The organism is Sphaerospermopsis reniformis (genome assembly GCF_005402885.1).
Taxonomy (GTDB): Bacteria; Cyanobacteriota; Cyanobacteriia; order Cyanobacteriales; family Nostocaceae; genus Sphaerospermopsis; species Sphaerospermopsis kisseleviana.
This window is the reverse complement of record NZ_BJCE01000104.1, coordinates 1-18704: the sequence shown is the minus strand read 5'-3', so window position 1 is coordinate 18704 and position 18704 is coordinate 1. Positions and strand designations below refer to the sequence as shown.

General features: G+C 39.4%; 18 protein-coding genes and 1 tRNA gene. 7 read left to right on the top strand and 12 right to left on the bottom strand.

Annotated features, from left to right (window positions below; genetic code table 11):
* The first annotated feature begins 163 nt into the window (after positions 1 to 163).
* The 4 genes from pds to FFR48_RS15320 all read left to right on the top strand — a co-directional run bounded on the left by pds (position 164) and on the right by FFR48_RS15320 (position 4354).
* Positions 164 to 1603: a 15-cis-phytoene desaturase gene (gene pds / locus FFR48_RS15335; protein ID WP_096572426.1), complete on the top strand. Its 1440-nt coding sequence runs from the start codon at positions 164 to 166 to the stop codon at positions 1601 to 1603.
* A complete protein-coding gene (gene crtB, locus FFR48_RS15330) occupies positions 1587 to 2519 on the top strand; it encodes a 15-cis-phytoene synthase CrtB (protein ID WP_096572425.1) in 933 nt (310 codons plus the stop codon). Before pds ends, crtB begins: the two co-directional genes overlap by 17 nt.
* Before the next feature lie 222 nt (positions 2520 to 2741).
* Positions 2742 to 2833, top strand: a tRNA-Ser gene (locus FFR48_RS15325).
* A gap of 195 nt (positions 2834 to 3028) precedes the next feature.
* Positions 3029 to 4354, top strand: coding sequence for an ABC transporter substrate-binding protein (locus FFR48_RS15320; RefSeq protein ID WP_096572424.1), 1326 nt, complete (start codon positions 3029 to 3031; stop codon positions 4352 to 4354).
* Positions 4355 to 4590: 236 nt separating this feature from the next.
* On the opposite strand, the gene FFR48_RS15315 is transcribed toward FFR48_RS15320, so the two are convergent.
* Positions 4591 to 6834 carry a pyridoxal phosphate-dependent decarboxylase family protein gene (locus FFR48_RS15315; RefSeq protein ID WP_137667954.1) on the bottom strand — a complete coding sequence of 748 codons (2244 nt, stop codon included), beginning with the start codon at positions 6832 to 6834 and terminating at the stop codon, positions 4591 to 4593.
* Positions 6835 to 7224: 390 nt separating this feature from the next.
* Entirely contained in the window at positions 7225 to 7992 is a 768-nt protein-coding gene (locus tag FFR48_RS15310; RefSeq protein ID WP_137667953.1) for a hypothetical protein, read from the bottom strand.
* A 589-nt stretch (positions 7993 to 8581) separates the two neighbouring features.
* On the opposite strand from FFR48_RS15310, the gene sbcC reads away from it, so the two are divergent.
* Complete coding sequence (gene sbcC, locus FFR48_RS15305) at positions 8582 to 11605, top strand: exonuclease subunit SbcC (RefSeq protein ID WP_137667952.1); 3024 nt, start codon at positions 8582 to 8584, stop codon at positions 11603 to 11605.
* Positions 11606 to 11652: 47 nt separating this feature from the next.
* Here the strand turns inward: sbcC and FFR48_RS15300 are convergent, their stop codons facing one another.
* The 9 genes from FFR48_RS15300 to FFR48_RS15260 form a co-directional block, all read right to left on the bottom strand.
* A complete protein-coding gene (locus tag FFR48_RS15300) occupies positions 11653 to 12144 on the bottom strand; it encodes an SH3 domain-containing protein (protein ID WP_096572896.1) in 492 nt (163 codons plus the stop codon).
* 289 nt (positions 12145 to 12433) lie between these two features.
* On the bottom strand, positions 12434 to 13945 hold the full coding sequence (locus FFR48_RS15295; RefSeq protein ID WP_137667955.1) for a Ycf46 family AAA ATPase: 1512 nt from the start codon (positions 13943 to 13945) through the stop codon (positions 12434 to 12436).
* A gap of 259 nt (positions 13946 to 14204) precedes the next feature.
* Positions 14205 to 14561, bottom strand: coding sequence for a DUF5615 family PIN-like protein (locus FFR48_RS15290; protein ID WP_137667951.1), 357 nt, complete (start codon positions 14559 to 14561; stop codon positions 14205 to 14207).
* 3 nt (positions 14562 to 14564) lie between these two features.
* Positions 14565 to 14795 carry a DUF433 domain-containing protein gene (locus FFR48_RS15285; protein WP_137667950.1) on the bottom strand — a complete coding sequence of 77 codons (231 nt, stop codon included), beginning with the start codon at positions 14793 to 14795 and terminating at the stop codon, positions 14565 to 14567.
* Between the two features lie 165 nt (positions 14796 to 14960).
* Positions 14961 to 15281 (bottom strand): nucleotidyltransferase domain-containing protein, encoded by a 321-nt coding sequence (locus tag FFR48_RS15280; RefSeq protein ID WP_137667949.1) that lies wholly within the window; start codon positions 15279 to 15281, stop codon positions 14961 to 14963.
* 5 nt (positions 15282 to 15286) lie between these two features.
* Positions 15287 to 15664 (bottom strand): clan AA aspartic protease, encoded by a 378-nt coding sequence (locus tag FFR48_RS15275; protein WP_096572419.1) that lies wholly within the window; start codon positions 15662 to 15664, stop codon positions 15287 to 15289.
* Entirely contained in the window at positions 15661 to 15933 is a 273-nt protein-coding gene (locus FFR48_RS15270) for a hypothetical protein (RefSeq protein WP_096572418.1), read from the bottom strand. The genes FFR48_RS15275 and FFR48_RS15270 overlap by 4 nt, the downstream gene beginning before the upstream one ends.
* A 98-nt stretch (positions 15934 to 16031) precedes the next feature.
* Positions 16032 to 16265: a DUF433 domain-containing protein gene (locus FFR48_RS15265; RefSeq protein ID WP_137667948.1), complete on the bottom strand. Its 234-nt coding sequence runs from the start codon at positions 16263 to 16265 to the stop codon at positions 16032 to 16034.
* 65 nt (positions 16266 to 16330) lie between these two features.
* Entirely contained in the window at positions 16331 to 16720 is a 390-nt protein-coding gene (locus FFR48_RS15260; protein ID WP_137667947.1) for a DUF433 domain-containing protein, read from the bottom strand.
* A gap of 100 nt (positions 16721 to 16820) precedes the next feature.
* On the opposite strand from FFR48_RS15260, the gene FFR48_RS15255 reads away from it, so the two are divergent.
* The gene (locus FFR48_RS15255; protein ID WP_137667946.1) at positions 16821 to 17066 is read left to right on the top strand and encodes a toxin-antitoxin system protein; all 246 of its coding nucleotides are present in this window, start codon (positions 16821 to 16823) and stop codon (positions 17064 to 17066) included.
* Positions 17066 to 17407 carry a type II toxin-antitoxin system PemK/MazF family toxin gene (locus FFR48_RS15250; protein WP_137667945.1) on the top strand — a complete coding sequence of 114 codons (342 nt, stop codon included), beginning with the start codon at positions 17066 to 17068 and terminating at the stop codon, positions 17405 to 17407. The genes FFR48_RS15255 and FFR48_RS15250 overlap by 1 nt, the downstream gene beginning before the upstream one ends.
* Positions 17408 to 17778: 371 nt before the next feature.
* Here the strand turns inward: FFR48_RS15250 and FFR48_RS15245 are convergent, their stop codons facing one another.
* Positions 17779 to 18552 carry a hypothetical protein gene (locus FFR48_RS15245; protein ID WP_137667944.1) on the bottom strand — a complete coding sequence of 258 codons (774 nt, stop codon included), beginning with the start codon at positions 18550 to 18552 and terminating at the stop codon, positions 17779 to 17781.
* Between the last annotated feature and the right edge of the window lie 152 nt (positions 18553 to 18704).

Here is an 18704-nt window from a genome sequence, read left to right as displayed (position 1 = left end):
ACCAATCACCAGTCACCAATCACCAGTCACCAGTCACCAGTCAACAGTCACCAGTCACCAGTCACCAGTCACCAATTTCCCAAAGCCATGCCAAATGTAACAGAATGCAAAGTATAATGAAAACGACAAAACTATTAAGAAATATTGAAAACAGTAGGTTTAAATGCGAGTAGCTATTGCCGGCGCTGGTTTAGCAGGACTTTCCTGCGCTAAATATCTAGTAGATGAGGGTTACACTCCCATTGTTTTAGAACGGAGGGATGTACTCGGTGGTTTAGTAGCAGCGTGGAAAGACTCTGATGGTGACTGGTACGAAACCGGTTTACACGCCTTCTTTGGGGCATATCCCAATATGTTACAACTACTCAAAGAGTTAGGTATTGAAGACCGACTCCAGTGGAAACAGCATACCCTGATTTTTAACCAACCAGATAAACCAGGAACTCTCTCCCGTTTTGATGTTCCTGACATTCCCTCACCATTTAACATCATTGCTTCCATTATGCGGAACAATGATATGTTGACCTGGGAACAAAAGATCCGTTTTGCCATTGGTTTGTTTCCTGCCATCGTGCGGGGTCAACAGTATGTAGAGGACATGGACAAATACAGCTTCGCTGAATGGTTAAAAAGACAAGGTATAGGTGAAAGAGTCGCTAGTGATGTATTTATTGCTGCTTCCAAAGCCTTAACTTTTATCAACCCTGAAGAAGTTTCCTCTACAATTTTATTAACCGCCCTCAATCGGTTTTTACAAGAACGGTACGGATCAAAAATTGCCTTTTTGGATGGTTCACCCACAGAAAGACTTTGCCAACCCATCGTAGATTACATTACCAAACGGGGTGGAGAAGTCAGACTCAATGCGCCCCTAAAAGAGATTTTGCTGAACTCCGATGGTACAGTTAAAGGTTTCTTGCTGCGGGGTTTAGATGGAAAACCAGATGAAATAGTAACAGCAGACTTTTACGTTTCAGCCATGTCGGTTGACCCATTAAAAGTGATGTTGCCAGAACCTTGGAAAAAAATGGAATTTTTCCAGAAATTAGACGGTTTAGAAGGTGTACCAGTAATTAACCTGCATTTGTGGTTTGATCGGAAATTAACAGATATTGATCATCTATTATTTTCGCGATCGCCCCTCCTCAGCGTTTATGCTGATATGAGTAACACCTGTCGGGAATATGCTAACCCGGATCGGTCAATGCTGGAATTAGTTCTCGCACCTGCCAAAGACTGGATTAGCAAATCTGACGAGGAAATCATCTCCGCTACTATGGCCGAGTTGGAAAAACTCTTCCCTGACCACTTTACAGGAGACAACCCAGCAAAACTGCTGAAGTCTCATGTCGTCAAAACGCCCCGTTCAGTTTACACAGCTACCCCTGGTCGTCAACAGTACCGCCCAGACCAAAAAACCCCTATAGCCAACTTCTTTTTAAGCGGAAGTTATACCATGCAACGCTATTTAGGCAGTATGGAAGGTGCAGTGCTTTCTGGTAAGCTAACAGCACAGGCGATCTCTCAAGCGCCATCGGTAGCCAATACTTCCAACCTGCAAACGCTAACTCGACCGCCCGCAACGAATGCTGCAACTGCCTGATTCACCCCCGCGCATGAAAACGCTGGTCTCTGTAGACGAGTCCTACAAACTTTGCCAAGAACTCACAGCCAAGTACGCCAAAACCTTTTACCTGGGTACATTGCTGATGAGTCCGGCAAAGCGTCAATCTGTTTGGGCAATATACGCTTGGTGTCGCCGTACAGATGAATTAGTCGATGGTCCTGCTGCTGCTAGAACCACCCCAGAAACTTTAGAACTATGGGAAAAGCAGCTGGACTCAATTTTTGCTGGACACCCATTAGATAATTACGATGTCGCTTTAGTAGATACCCTGCAACATTTCCCTTTGGATATTCAACCCTTTCGGGATATGATTGCGGGTCAGCGCATGGATTTATACCGCAGTCGCTATGAAACCTTTGAGGATTTGTATCTCTATTGCTACCGCGTTGCTGGCACTGTGGGCTTGATGTCAACCACGATTATGGGTGTAGATACCAGCATCTATACCGCCCCTTGGCATCGAAATCAAAAACCCTATTTACCCATAGATGAAGCGATCGCCCTGGGTATCGCCAACCAACTAACTAACATTCTTCGTGATGTGGGCGAAGATGCACGTCGGGGTAGAATTTATCTTCCCCTAGAAGACTTGGCTAAATTCAACTATAGCGAAGAAGAACTTTTCCAAGGTGTATTAGATGAACGTTGGCGTTCCCTAATGCGGTTTCAAATTGAACGAGCTAGGGAATTTTATACTAAAGCCGATAAGGGAATTACTTATCTTGACCCGGATGCCCGTTGGCCAGTGTGGGCAGCATCTATGCTCTATGGACAGATTTTAGATGTAATTGAGCGCAATGATTATGAAGTTTTCAGTCAACGTGCTTATGTTCCCCAGTGGCAAAAATTACGCACCTTACCAGTTGCTTGGATGCGATCGCAAGTGCTATAGAAGGAGGCAGGGGGCAGGAGGCAGAAGGCAGGAGTTTTTTATTTTGGATTTTGGATTTTGGATTGTTTTTGTGATCTCCAATCTAAAATCTAAAATCTAAAATCTAAAATTTTCTTCCCCAGTCCCCAGTCACCAGTCACCAGTTCCCTGTTCCCTGACAAATCACAAAATATCTCTTGACGAACCAAAAAACCACTGCTAATATAGTATAGTGTTACCTCTGGAGAGGTGGCTGAGTGGTCGAAAGCGGCAGATTGCTAATCTGTTGATGGAATCGTAAGGTCCATCCGAGGGTTCGAATCCCTCCCTCTCCGTTTACAAATTATAAAAACTCTAGTTGCGGAAAAGAATTCAAGGCAATTCCTTGATAATAAATACTCATTCCTAGATTTCCAAAACTTAATGTTAATATTTAGCTTGTGGAGTTTGAGCCATTAACCAGCTAAACTAATCAGTTAGTTTAATAATTGATTTTCAAGCTCCTCAACATAGAGGAGTGAAAGGAAGATATGCCAAAATTGAGTGTTTCCCTAGCCTTGAGTTTAGTAACTATAGCCAGTAGTTTGTTCATGGCTGCTTGTGAAAATACCACTACAACAAATAATACAGGCACAAACGGAACTACAACTACCCCAGAAGCCAGCACTACCACAACAACCAGCAGTGCTAAAGGTTTGAAAATTGGTAGTTTATTACCAACAACAGGTGACTTAGCTTCCATCGGTCAACAAATGGTTGGTTCAGTTCCCCTACTGGTAGAAACCGTCAACGCTTGTGGAGGAGTCAACGGAGAACCAGTCACATTAATAGAAGTAGACGATCAAACAGATCCTAAAGCTGGTGCAGCAGGTATGACCAAACTAGCAACAGTAGATAAAGTTGCTGGTGTCGTGGGTTCATTTGCTAGTAGTGTTTCTACCGCTGCCATTTCTGTTGCTACCCCTAACAAAGTCATGTTAATTTCCCCTGGTAGCACCAGTCCCGTATTTACCGAAAAAGCGCAAAAAGGCGATTTTCAAGGATTTTGGGCGCGGACTGCTCCCCCAGATACTTACCAAGCATTAGCTTTAGCCCAACTTGCTAAGAAAAAAGGTTTTCAACGAGTTTCTACGGTCGTCATCAACAACGACTATGGTGTAGGTTTTGAAAAAGCATTTGTAGAAACTTTTGAAAAATTAGGTGGAACAATAGTTAATAAAGATAAACCAGTTCGTTACGATCCCAAAGCCCAAACCTTTGATACTGAAGCTGCTGCTGCTTTTGCAGGTAAACCAGATGCGGTATTAGCAGTCATGTATGCCGAAACAGGTAGTTTATTCCTCAAAGCTGCTTACCAGCAAGGTGTAGCTAAGGGAGTACAGATCATGCTGACTGACGGAGTAAAATCAGATGCTTTCCCGGAACAAGTAGGTAAAGGTCCTGATGGCAAATATCTGTTAACTGGGGCTATTGGTACTGTTCCTGGTTCTGATGGTAAAGCATTAGCAGCCTTTAAGAAATTGTGGCAAGAGAAAAAAGGCGGAACACCAGGAGAATATGCACCTCAAGCTTGGGATGCAGCAGCTTTGTTGGTATTATCAGCCCAAGCTGCTAAAGAAAATACAGGTGTCGGTATTGCTGGTAAACTTCGAGAAGTTGCTGCTGGTGAAGGAACAGAAGTTAGTGATGTCTGTGAAGGACTGAAACTACTGAAAGAAGGGCAAAAAATCAACTACCAAGGTGCAAGCGGTAATGTAGATGTTGATGCTAACGGTGATGTAGTTGGTGTTTATGATGTTTGGACAGTAGGAGATGAGGGTAAAATAAAGGTGATAGACAAAGTTAGTCCTCAGTAAACATTTTTCCTGGTAAGCTGTTGTGCATTGAATTTTTATACGTGGAACAGGCAAGAGGCTTGTTCCACAAGAGTTCAGAATATTAGGATTATACAATTTAGCTGTGTAACAGCTTACTACTACCAAAAACAATTTATTTGCCAAAATTAAATTACAGCAAATTTCTTCCTAATGATGTACCTCATCTACCTAGAAACTGCTGTATTTATTTTATAAAATCCTGTATTGATTTTCAATTAACGAAAATTTTGTTCAATAATTTCAGTTACATTTTGGCGAATCAGTTCAATAATTTCATCAAAAAATGATCCCCCATTGGGTAAATCACTTAAATAAGGATCCATCACTGCTGATCGCAAAATTGACATTTCCTCTGGAGTGGTTGCTAGTCCCAAACGTTGAGCATAATTATTAATAAATGTCTCACCATAATCTGCCAATCTAAAAATAGTTCTAGTTAGCATGAATTGGTATTTGTGAATATTTTCAGCTTCACCACTTTGGTAGTAATGAATGTGAAAACGATCATAAATTTGATTATTCAACTCATTAAATAAATCAGCGTTATCATTCAGACGATGATCGCAATGTTTGAAATTAAAGGCGTAACTGAGAATATTTTGATCCGGTCCAACTTCCCGCAATAATGCCATAGCTTCCGGATCTGCAAGTATTTGACTTTGATTTTTTCCCTGGAGATGTTGACGCAAATGGGCTATATAATGCTCATGTTCACCATTAATATAATCACTAATATCACTGCGATCAATAGGTAAACGTGGTAATGGAACAACAATAAAATTATCTGTTTCTGCGGACATAAAAAGTAACCGCAAATAAAACAACTTACTATTAAAAATCGCTTGATTAATAATCTTACCGTAGCCACTTACAGAAGGACGAATTAGTTGATGAGAAAGAAAAACAGAAGCTGCTGCTGCTCCTGGTTTTGAACCTTCTAAACCGTAAATTCCTACCGATGGTTCTAGAGGACGAATAGATTTAGAACCGCCAATATAAGTCCCGGTAAAAGTTGTCAAATGTTTTAATAAACTATGACGATAAAGTGAACCACCAGCCGGATATTGAATATACCCAGATTTGTGAGGATCTATAGTAACAGAATCACAATCTCGAAGGTGTTTAAACTGCCTGATAGTGTGTTCATTAAACATTACTTGACTATAATCATCAATAAATAAAGGTGATTTTTGTTCCTCAAAACTATAATCACGGCGAATAGTAGAAATTTGATAACCACCCCAAGCAGCATCAACGTGAATATTAAACTCTAAACCCTTTTTCCTGTAGGTTTCTCTTAATTCTAAAATCTCATCTATGGGATCAACTGCACTTTCTTCTGTACTGCCTAAAACTGCTAAAGTTAACAATATTGGATGGCGATTTTCTAAACATTGATTTAAAGTTTGATTTAACCTTCCTAAATCTAATCTGGCATCAGCATCAACAAAAATATCAATTAAATTATCTGTGCCAATACCATTAACTGCTGCTGCTTTTGGCCAAGCATAATGTTTAGAGGATGGGGCAATCATTTTTATTTCCCCCACATCCTCAAAACAAGAACGAGTCATTTCCAACCAGCCCCGAACATTAAGATTATAAGGAATAATTAAATCCCAAACATCATAAACATCTTTGATATTTTCACTTTCACCGCATAATTCCCAAATTCGCTGTGGTAAAGCCAAAATATCATCCATGCAAATATTAAATAATTGCCAAGAAGTAGCTTCTAATAATTTTGGTTGACTACCATCAGCAATTTTAATTTCTAATGCTTTAGCTTTAGCTAATACTGGTTGTTTTTGTAAAGCTTTTTTCGCAGCAAAAGGAAAAAATTTTAATTCTCTTGTTGCCCAAGTCGCCTCATTAATAGCAATAGAACCATCAGCAGTAATATGACACCAAGGTTCAATTTTATCGGTTTCAGGAAAACCAATCATTGCACATAAATCACGCCCTACCTGTAATTCTAATAAAGTGGTAGCAGTAGAAGCTTGAATGGTGGCATTATTGGAATTATGCAGCATTGCGGCAAAATAACCAAGCATTCCTGGTATGGTGGTATCCCAAAGAATATGACCTTGATAACGCATACTAAAAAATGGCGTACCATATTCTCGCAAATGCTGTAACAATTGATTGTAGGCATCCCTTAAAGCTTGCATTCCTGCTTGATATTCCAGAGAAGCTTTAACATCCTGAGTAATTGTTTCTGGATCACCTGGTAAATAACTTTGCCGATAATCTATAATATGATCTACAGCTTGGGCAATAAGTTGTTTAAATTCTGTTCCATTTTCCGCCCGTGTACCTAAAAACCAATTAGCAATATTGCCAGGTGGTTGTGGTGGGTTAATATCAGGAACATTAGTAAATTGACCAATAGATAATGCACCGTCGTCTGTTTTTTTGATTTCCTTAAAGCTGAAGTTTTTAACTATACGTCCAACCATAATTATTCCTATTTAATCAAGTATCTCATGTTGTGGGGTAGGCATCCTGTCTGCCCTGTATAACCTGTATAATTAGCGGGCAGGATGCCCGCACCACAAGAAATGAAATATTTATATCTTTTTGTATTTGGAAGTAACTTATTTTTGTAAAATTCCTGATTCTTTAACGGTAAACTCTGTTTTTTTGCATTAACTCTATCTCTAGAAATAAGTATTAATTTACTTTTTATAGATAATTTTTTATAGATAATAATGTTTATATTTTTATAATACGCGTTCAAAAATTGATGTTTTTATTGCTGCCTTGCAAGAAATAAAACGTTAATATACTGGATACTGGATAGATCCCCGACTTTTTAAAGAAGTTGAGGATCTGGGTAGTTAACCTACTTAGAATCCACCAAAGTTGTACCCAACACCAACTAATAAACCGACATCAGTTTGATTAAAAAATCCTGCATTGATAGCGGCTGTGGCAGTGAATCTATTATTTAGAGGTATATCAACTCCACCTGTCACCATGACAGCAGTTTCTGAGTTGTTACCAGTTTTAATAGCTGCACCAACTCCCACATAAGGAGCTATAGGTAAAGGTTCACTAAATGGATCTCCTATGGGCTGGAAGGAAAAATCATAAGTTAGGGGAACGAGAAATACAGTATCATCTCCTAAAATTGCCGATGGTCTAACTGATAGAGTCCTGGTGAAACCAACTTTGCTGATGACTGTAAAATTACCATCGCCCAAGGTTGAAGATCCGCCACTTAACCCAATATTGCCAGCAACGCCAACATAGCTACTACCACCACGGGTAGGTCTTCCTAAATCAATATCTGCTTGTGCTATTTCTTTCGGCTGTGCTACTTGAGCCGCAGATGGTTGGGAAGTAGGCTTTGTATCTTCAGAAGTCAAGATTGTTGATGAGGTCGCTACTGTCCCTGGAATGGGTATAATTGTCCGATTAGCCGTTTTTAGAGTAGCGGCGTTGGGAAATTGCTGTATTTTAGACACAGTGGTGTTAAGTTCTGTGCTTTCCTGGTGATTAGAGATGACAGCGGCCTCTGGATGGGTTGTCTGAGCAGTTGCACAAACGCTGCTACCTAAAACTGTCAGGGTGGCTAGACTTGGTACACAAATAAGATGTTTACGTAGAAACATAGTATTTACATTCACTCCTACATGAATTATGACGACAACAGATATTTTGTTGCTGTGGGTTTAATGTAACAAATTTGAGCAATATTCAACATTTAAAACCAAAAAAACATTTTTTACATCTTTAATTTGACATAAGCAATTAGAATCTCAGGATAAGATTATGAATATGGTGAATCCTGAATCTGATAGATGATTTATAGCACTGATGTACAAGTTACAAAAGTTATCAAGAGCGGTGGCTTTTCCCCGTTCCCTATTCCCTATTCCCTAGTTAGTTATAAATTTTTGTAATCAGATGTTTTCCAGACTAGAAAGCTAATATCTATATGGTGACAGCAGTTTTCATGTCTTTAGACCACAGTAAAGGCGAAGCATTCGGACAATTAATTATCGGTTTTTACCTAAGACTATCATCCGAATGCTGATGCTTCCAGCACGCTTCGCGAACGCCCCTACATTGTTGACGCGAAACCTAAATCAGAAACCTAAATCAAAATGTGGTTTATTTACCTGAAAATTGCTGTAAACTCACACAAGGTGCATCTGTACTGTTAATAATAGAAATTGTAGATATGGCACTATAGCCTCAATGATTCCAGTTCAACTGATCCTAAAAAACTTCCTGAGTTACCGTGATGCAACTTTAGATTTTGGCGGGTTGCATACGGCTTGTATTTGTGGTTCTAATGGTGCGGGTAAATCTTCTCTTCTGGAAGCTATTACTTGGGCTATTTGGGGTGAAAGTCGTGCTACTGTTGAAGATGATGTGATTTATTCTGGCGCAAAAGAAGTCAGAGTAGATTTTACTTTCTACAATAATTTACAAAAATATCGGGTGATTCGTACTCGTGTCCGGGGTGCAACTAGCGTTTTGGAATTTCAAATTGAAACTCCCGCTGGTTTTCGTCCTCTGACTGGTAAGGGGATGCGAGCAACCCAAGATGTGATTTTACAACATATCAAGCTTGATTATGAGACTTTTATTAATTCTGCTTACCTGCGTCAAGGTCGGGCGGATGAGTTCATGCTCAAGCGTCCCACGGAACGGAAGGAAATTCTAGCGGAATTATTAAAACTTAATCAATATGATCTTTTGGCAGAAAAGGCTAAGGATAATTCTAAACAGTATAAAGGACGGGCGGAAGAGTTAGAACGTTCTTTGGATAATATTAAATCTCAACTTCAACAACGAGAAGCAACTACAGCAGAAAAAGCAGAGTTAGAAGTTCAACTCAATCATCTGCAACAACAGCAAGCTGCTGATAATATTCAATTACAAAGTTTGAAAGTTATTCAAAGTCAACGCCAAAATTTAGAGGAAAAACTGAGTTTTGTCAGACAGCAATATCAAAATCTTAGTGAAGATTGCGATCGCCTAGATCAAGACAAGTTAGCTGTCAAATCCCAATTGGCTGCTTTAGAATCTATTTTACATCAATCCGACCAAATTCAAGCTGGATACTCTCAATTTCAAACTTTGCAATCTCAAGAAGAAGTTTTTGCTATTAAGTTTGAACAACATACCCGCGCTATTACTTTAAGACAACAACAACAACAACAACTGGATAAACAAATTCAATCTATTGAACGCAAAATACAAGCAGCAGAGGCTGAATTAAATAATTTAGAAAAAGAACAACAAGAAATCAAACCAATTTTGAAAAAGTCTGGAGAAATTGAAACAGCTTTATCTCAATTATCTGCTGCACGTGAGCATCTTAACTCTTTAGAAAATTTGCAAATACAAGTCAAACCTTTATTAGAACAAAGAGCAAATTTACAAACTGAATTAGAACGTATCCATAGTAGATTATTAGCAAGTTTAGAACAGTTACAAGTTACAGAAAATCAAATTGAATCTAAAATTCGCAAACAATCTCAGTTACAACAAGATGTGATAGAAGTAGATTTACAAATTGAAGAATTGGAGAAGAAGCGAGTTTATTTGCAAAGGGTACAGGACAAAGGCCATGAACGTCGCCATTTTATAGAACGTTTACAAGCTCATCAAAAAGACTACGAAAAATTACTAGGAGACTTAGAACAAAAAATACAACTTCTTCAAAATCCTAATGCTTTGTGTCCCTTGTGTGAACATCCTTTAGATGAAAATCACTGGCATCGAGTAATACAAAAAACCCAAATAGAATATGAAGATACTCAAGGGCAATTTTGGGTACTGCGGGAACAGATGGCAGTTTCTGACCGAGAAATTCAAGTATTAAGGCAGGAATATCGAGAAATATCGCAGCAAGTAGCAAATTATGACGCTTTAAGGGAAAAAAAGGGGAAATTAGCAGCCCAGTTACAAGCGTCGGCTGAACTGCAAACGCAACTAAAACAGGTTTTAACAGAAAAAGAAAAGTTACATAGGGTTTTAGAAGGTGATTATGCACCTGATAAACAGGCAGAAATTCAAGAGTTAGATGAATATATCAAACAACTAAATTACAATGAACAAGATCATGCTTTAGCTAGAAGTGTAGTAGAAAACTTACGATGGGCAGAAATTAAACAAGTCCAGATTAAAGATGCCAAGAAAAAACAAGCTCAAATAGCAGCGAGAAAACCAGAGCTACAAGCTATGATTGAGGAATTGAAGGCGCAAATAGCATCAGAACAAACAAATTCAGAGATAGCAAGAGGAATATTAGCACTAGAAACCCAAATTACAGAAATTGCTTACAGTTCCGAGCAACATAGTAATATTCGTAAAGGTGTTAAAGAGTTTCAATCTTGGCAGTTACCCTATCAGCAGTTTTTATCTGCTCAACAAGAATATCCCCAACTACAGAAAAGATTGGAGGATTTAACAAATGCTTATAATAGCAGAACCGCAGATAAACAAAAACTTGCCATTGAAATGGATAGTATTGTAGAGCAATTAAAAGCTAGTGAGAATCCTGTTGAGCAAATTCATGATTTAGAACAGAAAATAGCCATTTTTCGCCGAGAAATGGATGAAAAAATCGCTTATTTGGGGCGTTTAGAACAACAAGTACATCAGTTAGAACTGTTGCAAAATCAATATGAGCAAGAACAAGAGCAATTACAAGATTGTAAACAGCAACAACGGGTATATCAGGAATTAGCGCAAGCATTTGGTAAAAATGGTATCCAAGCTTTGATGATTGAAAATCTGTTACCCCAACTAGAAGCTGAGACAAATCTACTCCTGGCGCGGTTGAGTGCCAATCAACTGCACGTACAATTTGTTACTCAGAAAGCGGGAAGAAGTGGTAAGTCAACGCGGAAAAATGCCAAGTTGATAGATACCTTAGATATTTTAATTGCTGATGCGCGGGGTACACGAGCTTATGAAACTTATTCGGGTGGAGAAGCATTTAGAATTAATTTTGCGATTCGTTTAGCATTAGCAAAATTATTAGCCCAGCGTGCGGGTGCGGCGTTGCAGTTGTTGATTATAGATGAAGGATTTGGTACACAGGATACAGAAGGGTGCGATCGCCTGATTGCGGCCATAAATGCGATCGCTGCTGATTTTGCTTGTATTCTCACTGTCACACACATTCCTCACCTCAAAGAAGCATTTCAAGCCCGGATTGAAGTAAATAAAAATCAGCAAGGTTCACATTTATCATTGTCAATTTAATCATGATCAAATTGAAAGTGAACTCCCTGTTCCCTAAAGATCAAGAATTATTCTTCAACTTGTTTAGTATTACCAGCTTTCACCCAACCTTCTTGATCAGTACCTGCAATGCGAATTTTTTGCCAATTTTTATCCGCGCTTTCTTCTAAGATGATGACTTTTTGATTACCACCAACACCACCAATACTTTGTGCATCTGAGGCTGGTTTATCTCGCATACTCAAACCTTGCGGCCAAGTTACAATAGCTTGGTAAGCTCCTGGTGGTAAGGTATCAGGTGATTCAGTGGGAGTAGGAGTAGGACTAGGACTAGGTTTAGGACTGCTAGTAGGACTAGGTTTAGGTGTGGTAGTAGCTTTTACTGGTGTGACTTTTGGTTTGTTCGCTTTGGGTTTGGGACTATCATTAGCAAACATGGGTTTTTCGGGAGGAATGGCGGTACGATTAACAAAATAGAGAGCTATTGTCAGTCCGCTACCTAATAAAACTGCGATCGCTAATACAAAACCAAGTATAAGTTTAAAAAATCCAGAAATTATTTTCATATTTTTTAGTCAGGAGTCAGGAGATCAAGGAGTCAGGAGTCGTAGGGGCGAAGCATTCGGGTAACCAATTATCAATTTTATAAAAAGGCTATTTTCCTGTAAGGGCGAAGCATTCGGGCGACAAATTATCATTTTATCAAAAGGCTATTTTCCGAATGCTTCGCCCCTACTTCGCCCCTACTTCGCCCGTACAGGAGTCAGGAGATCAAGGAATCAGAAATCATAGAAAGTTCTTCTTCACTGTCACCTGTCACCTTCTTCCCCAGTCCCCAGCCAAATATTATTACATTTGACGTTGAATGCGATCGCTTAAAGCATTATGCTTAGAAGCCAAACGCGCTCTCCCTGCTGCTGCCCATTCTTGCAGTTTTTGGATCTGTTCTACCGCAGTTCGCGCCAAAGGTATGATTTGACTAGCCGATTCTAAAATATCATCGGTCGTGAAATCACGATTTTGGCTAAAACCAATGTGCATCGCTTCAATTAACGTTTGTTCAATTTCTGCACCGGAAAAATCGGGAGTTTCGTAAGCTAACCGATCAATGTCATAGCTTTTGAGGTTATGGGGACGCAAGCGGGATAAGTGTACAGTAAAAATGGCTTTTCTTTCTTCTTGGGTGGGTAAACCGACAAAGAAAATTTCATCAAATCGCCCTTTCCGCAGCATTTCTGGGGGTAAAGCTTGAATATCGTTAGCGGTGGAAACGACAAACACGGGTGAAGTTTTTTCTGCTAACCAAGTGATAAATGTCCCAAATACCCGGCTAGTTGTTCCTGCATCACCTTTACTACCTAAACCAGAAAAGGCTTTGTCAATTTCATCAATCCACAATACACAGGGTGCAAGGGCTTCCGCAACTTGAATCATTTGCCGGGTGCGAGATTCTGATTCACCGACTAAACCACCAAATAAGCGCCCCACATCCAAGCGTAATAAAGGTAAATGCCAATGATGGGCGATCGCCTTAGCTGTTAAAGATTTACCAGTTCCTTGAATCCCCACCAACATTAAACCACGGGGATGCGGTAATCCGTACTGTCGCGCTCGTTCTGTGAATGAACCACCCCGACGAATTAACCAATCTTTGAGATTATCCAGTCCCCCAATATCAGATATTTGCTCAGTGGCGGGGTAAAAGTCCAGGATTTGGGTTTGGCGGATAGTTTGGCGTTTTTCCTCCAAAACTAAATCAACGTCTTCTGGTTGTAGTTCTCCGTGGGATGCGATCGCCCTGGCTAAAACTCGGCGTATCCGTTCCATTGATAACCCTTGACAGGAACGCACCAAGTCATCAATAAATTTACCGGAAAGTGCGTTACCAGTGGCTTGTAATAGGCGTTCTACCTCGGTTTTTATTTCTGGTGCTGCGGGTAAGGGAAATTCCACCACGGTTAAAACTTCGGTTAAATCGTCGGGAATAGCAATGCGTGGGGATAATAAAACAATATTTTTCGGTTGAGATTTCAGGAGTCGGGCTAAGTTGCGAAGTTTGCGAGCGATCGCCACATCTTCTAAAAAGCGGTGATAATCCCGGAGAATTAGCACTGCTGGGGCGGAAGGGGGTAATTTTTCAATAAATTCTAATGCTTGCAGGGGGTTGCGTTTGCCAAAGCCAGTATCGTTGGGGTTGCCTTGATAACCATCCACAAAATCCCAGGTATAAACGGGGCGGTTTCCTTGGTTTGTCGCTTCTTCACGGATAGCAGTTTCTACCCGTTCTTCTTCGTGGGTGGGGATGTAAATGAGGGGGTAGCGGGCGCGGAGGAGGAGTTTAAATTCTTCGCGGAAGTTCATGATGTAGATGTTTGGTGATTTTTGTTCTTTTCTTATTTTTAAGGTAATGAACCACGAAGACACTTTCACCGGAGGTGTTCCCGAAGGGTAGGAAGCGAAGGAAGCGAAGGGAAGAAAGTTTTACACAGATTTTTAGTTGGTTTTGGTAATTTGAGAATTTTTTTATTTTGCAGATAGGGCGATCGCTGTTTCTTGTGAAAAACTCTTGAGTATAATTCAGCCGTTACCGAAGGTATCGCTTTAGTCTGAGAATATGATGTTAGTTTACCAGAGTTCTCATTCTCACTTTGTCATCTTCCACAACGCTAAAATGACCATACCAATCATCACGCAGAGCGATCGCTTTGACAGCTTTTTCCGCTACTACTGCACCAGAGGGTGCTTTTATTCTAAATAAAATAATCCCAGTTGTAGCAGGTAACTGTGAACGAAAAGCCAATTCTCCAAAATCTTTATCAAAGGTTAAGAGAATACGGTTTTCTGCTTGGGCGCGACTTAATACTTGAGGATCAGAAATACCAGGTGAGTCTATTCTAATCCAAGCCACATCATGTCCGTTTTCTCTCAAAGCTTCAACCGCATCCAGGGGGAAATTTTCATTAGCTAAAAAACGCATGATTTAGGCAGGAATAGCATAGACTTTTTCAGATTTTAAGGAAGCACTAGCATAGGCAAGACAGGCTTGAATATCTTTAATAGTAATACCTGGATAATTACGCAAAATTTCTTCATTACTCCAGCCTTGGGCAAGAAGATCAATAATAAATTCTACTGCTAGTCGTGTTCCTTTGATGATAGGTTTACCGACTAAGATGTTTGGATCTATAGTAATTCTAGTTTGCCAATCCATAATTATTCAGGGTTCAAATATATGAAAGTGTTTATTAGTCCATTCCATCAATTTTATATTGTACCCATCATCTGAATTGCCTGGGACAAAAATTGTTCTGCGCGGTCAATCTGTTCTGTCGCTTGATCGCTTTAGCTTTGAGTAGAAGTTCCCGTTGTTCATCGGTCATAGGAAAACGCCTTCTTTACGGATATTCCTGAGTAATGAACCGTTGCCGGTTTGATAGTGGGTTTCGTCCATGAAAAGACAGCTAATGACAACATCATAGTCTAGGGAAAGATCAGCGATCGCCTTTCCTGTGCGTTTAATTTCTTCACCTGGGTTAACAGGAGGTTTCAGCACTACCAACACATCTATATCTGATCCGGGTTCTGCATCACCACGCGCTTGAGAACCATAGAGGGTGAGGTTTTGTAGGCGATCGCCATACAGGTCAGTGAGTTCTGTTTTTAGGCGAGTGAGAATAGGTTTTAGGTTAATATTCATAGACTTTAGACTGTATTTATTTTCCGTAATTCTACACTACCGCCTTCAAAAACTTGAATTATCAGTTGATATCCTTGCATCAATGACATTCCCACCAGAGGTTCTGAATCTGCTTCATCAATGGGAATTTTGATAGGAACTCCATCCCAAATTATAACTGCTTCGTAAACATTAAAAACGCATTCACTACCATCACCGAGAATTGCGCGTCCTCGCCTTTTCCATCTTAAATTTAACTGATTAATTAAATCCTGTGGTAATGAAAGCCAACCATTAAAACCTGTATCTATAACTGCATTTTGTCTAGAGATTTTACTATCTGACCCAAAAATTATCAGTGGTATAATTGCATCTAAATCGTCGTTTACAATTCCTGTAATCATATAGATATTTTATTCCGTCCACCAAAGCGACGCACATAACGAGAACCAATGCGAACTATCCAAATTTGTGCATCAGGGTGACGAAATTCTAGGCGATCGCAAGCTGCTATTTCACTCGCATCAATTTCAAAATCTCCCGTTTCAATATCAATAGCTACAATTTTTCCTTGATTACCTGCTTCTATTTTTGGGCGTATTTGCATTTCGTAGATTTGCTCACCGATTTGGGCAAATTCTTCTTTACTATAGCGGGGTTGGTGAATGGTCATATTTTGAGCTTCTTTTCGATATTAAATATTTTATCACATGGGATGCGATGCTACTGTAAGAGGGGAAATATGAACATCAGCAATAAAACGTAGGTTATTCATGCTGAAGGAATGCTGGTCATTTTATCTGAAACTGTCCAAGCTGCATAGTTGAGAGTTTGTCTAATATCTTCTTCCTCTAATTCTGGATAAGCTGCTAAAATTTCCTCAATTGAAAGTTTGCTGGCTAGTAATTTGAGAATAAAAGCTACAGTAATACGCATTCTTCTAATTGTTGGTTGTCCTAAACAAATGTGAGGATTAATAGTAATGCGATCTAATTGATTCAGCATTATTAACTCCTAATATCAAACACGATAATAGATTTATATTGCTCTCCTTGGTATCCAGAGCAATTTTACCACTCATTTGCATTTACCCGCCGACATTGAGCAATTGACTGTTTTATCTCTGCTGCTTCTGCATCGCTTAAAATTCCTGTAAATTTAGCAAGAGGATGATCTTTTCGTGTAGCTTTCACAGCAGGATGTACTAATTCATTAGGTACTTGATTTCGTTCAATATAATCATTAATTTCTGCTTGATGATCTAGATAAAAACTCAAGGCATCAAATACTTGTGCCAGTGTTAAATGTGGTAAATGATTAGGGATTTCTTCTGGCATAATTCCCAATCGCCATAAACCAACAATAGCACGGATCGATGTCCGAGTACCTGTAATAATTGGCTCTCCACCTAAAATTTCAGGATTGCGTGTTACATATCTTGAGGATGTTTCAGCAAACATAATAAAAGTTACTCAAGTAGTATGATTTTTCTTCTAGTTTATCTTATGCGTTAGCCCTCGCAATTGCTATAATGATGTCAGTGAGCAACTAGAAAAAGTCATGCCTGAACTAAAAGTTAGTATCAGTGAAACCACACACAAAACTCTGCTAACGATGGCAGAGGACTCTGGTGAGACAATTCAATCAGTTTTAGATCGAGCTATTGAGAATTATCGCAGGTCTTTGTTTCTGACACGAGCCAATGAAGCTTTCACTGTTTTAAGGCAGAATGAAACTCTGTGGGAAGAGGAGGTTTCTGAGAGACAGTTATGGGAGCAAACTATAGCGGACGGGGTTGAAGGTTAGTGGTAAAAATCGCTAGAGGAGAGATATGGCTAGTAGACCTTAATCCTGTGCGCGGACATGAACAAGCTGGTAAACGCCCTTGTTTAATTATTTCGGTGGATCTATTTAATCAAGGTGCATCTGGTTTAGTAGTTGTGTTACCTATTACATCGAAAGATAAAGGAATCCCCTTTCACGTAAAAATTAATTCTCCAGAGGGAGGGATTAAAACTCAAAGTTTTATTAAATGTGAAGACGTGAGATCAATCTCTGTGGAACGCCTTGATAAGTGTTGGGGAAATGTTTCTTCAGAGACACTAGCAGAAGTTGAAGACAGGCTAAAAATTTTGATGGGATTGTAGTTTATTGCTGACTATTTAAAATAAAATTGCGATCGCACTTTTCTAGTTTATCTGATGTGTTAGCAGAGTTCGATCTTCGCCTAGTGTTCCCTAAGAAAAGTATCGCTCTTATGCAACTTAAAAAAGCAGAAGTGATGAAAGAATGAACCACGAAGGAACGAAGGAAACGAAGGGAAGAGAGTTTGAGAGGGATTTTTTGTTGGTTTTGGTAATTTGATAATATATCGTTATTTTGGAAATAAGGCGATCGCTTTACCATCCTATACAAAAAATAGCGATCGCTACCCTCGTCGCAGTCATCGCTATCATGTAAACAAAAAATGTGGGCTAATGAAATTTAACTCTATGGGAAAAGCGATAACACTTGTGTTTTAAGAATGAGAAAGAGATTTGAAAACTTGTACTTCCAAGTCATAAATTGGAGACATAATGCCCGTATTTCTGTCATTCAGAAGATTAGCTTCCATTTTTGTTAAATATTCTTTGATCTCGCTCCTAAGAATTGGCTCGTTGACTTTACGATTTTGATAGTGATCTATTAAGTCCCAAGCAACAATTCCTATCCCTAATATTGGACCTACAATCGGTGCAGTTGCAACTGCCACAGCTTCTCCTAGAGCCTCACTGGCAACTCCTCCGGCTTTTCCTAGCATCTTTCCTACAGTCTTGCCAGTAATTTTACCAACAGATTTTCCTGCAAATTTACCAAAAGTCTTAGCACTTGTTTTTGCCAGAATTACTCCTCCAGCAATAGCTGTACTTCCTGCCGATTTAAAGGCAAGTGAAGTTCCTCTATTACTTTCGGAAGAGCGTGTTACTAGAGAGATATCCTGAAGGTATCGTTGCCATCTCGATTCAGGGATATTAAGGTTTTGTTTAGTAATATTAAGTTGAGTTTTAAGGGTATTGATGTAGACATTGCGAGTCTCATCAGTTAAAGTTTCAATCTCAAGTTGAGCAATTTTTGGCTGCAATACCAGGTTCGTGAATTGAGACTGAACTATTTGATTTAATTTTTCTTCAGCAGTGGGAGTATTACCATTAAGCCAGTGATAACCAGTTTGGAAGAGGGATTGAATACCAATAAATTGCTGATTCCAGTATCCAAAATACCAAGGAAGAAAACTGTCATCTACTTTTACCATTAACTCATCTACCCACACATCTAACTTATTAGACCTGTCCGAAAATTAAAAAGGCAGTCTGTGTATGGCTTTGAGGATGTTCTCATTTCAGCCAGACTTGACGTAATCATCAGGGCTAGAGATAGTTACTGTTAGTATAGCCCGGAAAAAAT

Coding starts and splice junctions, on each gene's coding strand:
- sbcC (WP_137667952.1), top strand. CDS start 8,582: ATGATTCCAGTTCAACTGATCCTAAAAAACTTCCTGAGTTACCGTGAT.
- FFR48_RS15270 (WP_096572418.1), bottom strand. CDS start 15,933: ATGACCATTCACCAACCCCGCTATAGTAAAGAAGAATTTGCCCAAATC.
- FFR48_RS15295 (WP_137667955.1), bottom strand. CDS start 13,945: ATGAACTTCCGCGAAGAATTTAAACTCCTCCTCCGCGCCCGCTACCCC.
- FFR48_RS15245 (WP_137667944.1), bottom strand. CDS start 18,552: ATGGTAAAAGTAGATGACAGTTTTCTTCCTTGGTATTTTGGATACTGG.
- FFR48_RS15315 (WP_137667954.1), bottom strand. CDS start 6,834: ATGGTTGGACGTATAGTTAAAAACTTCAGCTTTAAGGAAATCAAAAAA.
- FFR48_RS15285 (WP_137667950.1), bottom strand. CDS start 14,795: ATGGATTGGCAAACTAGAATTACTATAGATCCAAACATCTTAGTCGGT.
- FFR48_RS15280 (WP_137667949.1), bottom strand. CDS start 15,281: ATGAATATTAACCTAAAACCTATTCTCACTCGCCTAAAAACAGAACTC.
- FFR48_RS15320 (WP_096572424.1), top strand. CDS start 3,029: ATGCCAAAATTGAGTGTTTCCCTAGCCTTGAGTTTAGTAACTATAGCC.
- FFR48_RS15290 (WP_137667951.1), bottom strand. CDS start 14,561: ATGCGTTTTTTAGCTAATGAAAATTTCCCCCTGGATGCGGTTGAAGCT.
- crtB (WP_096572425.1), top strand. CDS start 1,587: ATGCTGCAACTGCCTGATTCACCCCCGCGCATGAAAACGCTGGTCTCT.
- FFR48_RS15310 (WP_137667953.1), bottom strand. CDS start 7,992: ATGTTTCTACGTAAACATCTTATTTGTGTACCAAGTCTAGCCACCCTG.
- FFR48_RS15265 (WP_137667948.1), bottom strand. CDS start 16,265: ATGCTGAATCAATTAGATCGCATTACTATTAATCCTCACATTTGTTTA.
- pds (WP_096572426.1), top strand. CDS start 164: ATGCGAGTAGCTATTGCCGGCGCTGGTTTAGCAGGACTTTCCTGCGCT.
- FFR48_RS15255 (WP_137667946.1), top strand. CDS start 16,821: ATGCCTGAACTAAAAGTTAGTATCAGTGAAACCACACACAAAACTCTG.
- FFR48_RS15275 (WP_096572419.1), bottom strand. CDS start 15,664: ATGATTACAGGAATTGTAAACGACGATTTAGATGCAATTATACCACTG.
- FFR48_RS15260 (WP_137667947.1), bottom strand. CDS start 16,720: ATGTTTGCTGAAACATCCTCAAGATATGTAACACGCAATCCTGAAATT.